A 566-nucleotide genomic window follows, 5' to 3' on the forward strand; every position below is an offset into this window, starting at 1 on the left:
TCTTTGAAGATGCCACCAAAGGCGGGGTGGTGCCGCGCGAGTACATTCCTTCGGTGGAAAAAGGCCTGCGCGAAGCGATGGGCACCGGCGTGCTGGCAGGCTATCCGGTGGTGGACGTCAAAGCGACCCTGACTTTTGGTTCGTACCACGACGTCGACTCCTCGGAAATGGCCTTCCGCATGGCGGCCATTTTCGGCTTCAAGGAGGGCGCGCGCAGGGCCGACCCGGCGATCCTCGAACCGGTGATGCACGTGGAAGCGGAAACGCCGGAAGAGTACGCCGGGAATATTATGGGCGATCTCTCTTCCCGTCGCGGGATGGTGCAGGGGATGGAAGAGCGCTTCGGCAGCCAGATCATCCGCGCCGACGTGCCGCTGGCGGAGATGTTTGGTTATTCCACCACGCTGCGCTCGATGTCGCAGGGACGGGCAACCTACAGCATGGAGTTCCACCATTACGCGGAAGCGCCGCGTAATGTGGCGGATGAAATCATCGCCAGCCGCGCGAAAAGCTAAGCAACGTTCCCGGGTGCGACGCGAGGCGTCTTACCCGGGCTACTCTGGTAC

General features: G+C 62.2%; 1 pseudogene. It reads left to right on the plus strand.

Features of this window, described 5'->3' with window-relative positions:
* Window positions 1-515: pseudogene (gene fusA, locus FJV41_RS55300) on the plus strand (elongation factor G); the annotation flags it as partial.
* Window positions 516-566: the final 51 nt, after the last annotated feature.

The sequence above is a fragment of the Myxococcus llanfairpwllgwyngyllgogerychwyrndrobwllllantysiliogogogochensis genome, assembly GCF_006636215.1.
GTDB classification, from domain to species: Bacteria; Myxococcota; Myxococcia; order Myxococcales; family Myxococcaceae; genus Myxococcus; species Myxococcus llanfairpwllgwyngyllgogerychwyrndrobwllllantysiliogogogochensis.